The 1,716-nt window shown below is 42.2% G+C and carries 2 protein-coding genes; one reads left to right on the top strand and one right to left on the bottom strand.

The window, feature by feature from the left end:
- A partial coding sequence (locus F6K53_RS40275) for a reverse transcriptase domain-containing protein (protein ID WP_293085714.1) occupies positions 1-1,116 on the top strand: 1,116 nt, incomplete at its 5' end.
- Between the two features lie 198 nt (positions 1,117-1,314).
- On the opposite strand, the gene F6K53_RS40270 is transcribed toward F6K53_RS40275, so the two are convergent.
- Complete coding sequence (locus tag F6K53_RS40270) at positions 1,315-1,587, bottom strand: hypothetical protein (RefSeq protein ID WP_293071745.1); 273 nt, start codon at positions 1,585-1,587, stop codon at positions 1,315-1,317.
- Between the last annotated feature and the right edge of the window lie 129 nt (positions 1,588-1,716).

Here is a 1,716-nt window from a genome sequence, read left to right as displayed (position 1 = left end):
GTCAAATTCGCCTTAGAACCAGCCCATGAGGCCACCTTCAGCGCTTATAGTTATGGTTTTAGAACCGGCAGATGCGCTCAAGATGTCCAAAAAGGAGTATACCAACAACTAAAAGGAACTAAAAAGAAAGCCAATATACTAAAGCGAATCATCGAATTAGACATCAAAAAATGCTTTGACCGTATATCCCACAAATCCATTATGGATAGTCTAATAGCTCCCGCATCTACAAAATTAGGTATATACAGATGCCTTAAAGTCGGAGTGAACCCAAACTTCCCAGAACAGGGCACCCCTCAGGGGGGCGTCATCAGCCCTTTACTGGCAAACATAGCACTTGACGGAATAGAAGAAATACACACCAGTCTACGGTATGCCGACGATATGGTGATATTTCTAAAACCAAAAGATAATGCCGAAGAAGTATTGAGTAAAATCAAAAACTTCTTAGCAGAACGTGGGATGGAAATCAACGAAGAAAAGACCAAACTGACCAAATCGACAGATGGATTTGACTTTCTGGGATGGAGATTCCGCGTCCAGCAAAACGGAAAATTCCGAAGCATTCCCTCAGTGGAAAACTTTAAGAAATTACGTTACAAAGTCAAAGCCATAATCAACAACTCGAACTATGGTGCCAAAGTTAAAGCTAAGAAGCTAGCTCCAATCGTACGTGGATGGCGCAATTATCACAGTAGTTGCGATATGAATGATTCGCGGAATTCACTATGGTTCATCCGCAACACTGCCAACCGAAAGTTCCGAAAGGAAAAGAAAGTAAGTCGGTATAGAGCAAATGAACTGTGCGATAAAGGATTCCCAAAAGTCAAATACAAACAAAATCACCACGTAAACGTAAAAGGAACTAAGTCTCCTTACGACGGTGACTTAGTGTACTGGAGCCGCCGAAATTCAAGATTGTATTTTGGTAAAACTTCGGACGCATTAAAAGAGCAAAACCATTCCTGTGGACACTGTGGGTTAAAGTTCTTAGAAGACGAATCTGTACATCTTCATCATATCGATGGAAACCACGACAATTGGTCAAAACTGAACTTAATAGCAGTACACCGAAGCTGCCACCAACAGATACACTGGAGCAAAAGCAAAAGCTAAGAATACCTAGGAGCCGTGTGAGGGGAAACTTTCATGCACGGTTCTGAAGGAGAGGTGCTCCCTTTAATAAGGGACATCGACTCTAACATAATGAAGCTTCCGCGAATGCATCAAATTAATGAAATAATAACTTACATTGGGCTTCATTTCTGGTTATGGCCACTCCAAATTATCAATCCTAATTCTAAGTGGCATAAGTCAAATACTATTTGGTAATGCTCTACAGTTGTATACCAAAGGGAACAGCGGATCTGGGAACAGGGAACAGGGAGTAGGGAGTAGGGAGTAGGGAGTAGCGATGCAGCGCGGTCTTGGGGAGGCAGCGCGGTCTTGGGGGTCTCCCCCATGAGCGACTGCCGTGGTTTCCCCCATGAGCGACTGCATCAAGACGGGAGTAGGGAAAAGGGAAAAAAAATTATCACAATTCCTACACGGATTGGTATAGTTATTAGAAAAGGCAATACTTGCCAACTTGTTGATAAAAATTTTGGGGTATTATAGGTTTTTATAGCGTTTATAGTACTCATGAGGTACAGTCTTCTTTGACGTTGATTCCCTGTTATAGCAAAGAAAGGGATAGTTAGGACATAATAGAGGAGG

Origin of the sequence: Moorena sp. SIO4A1 (assembly GCF_010672065.1) — a bacterium.
Lineage (GTDB): Bacteria > Cyanobacteriota > Cyanobacteriia > Cyanobacteriales > Coleofasciculaceae > Moorena.
This window is presented reverse-complemented; position numbering and strand designations above follow the sequence as displayed.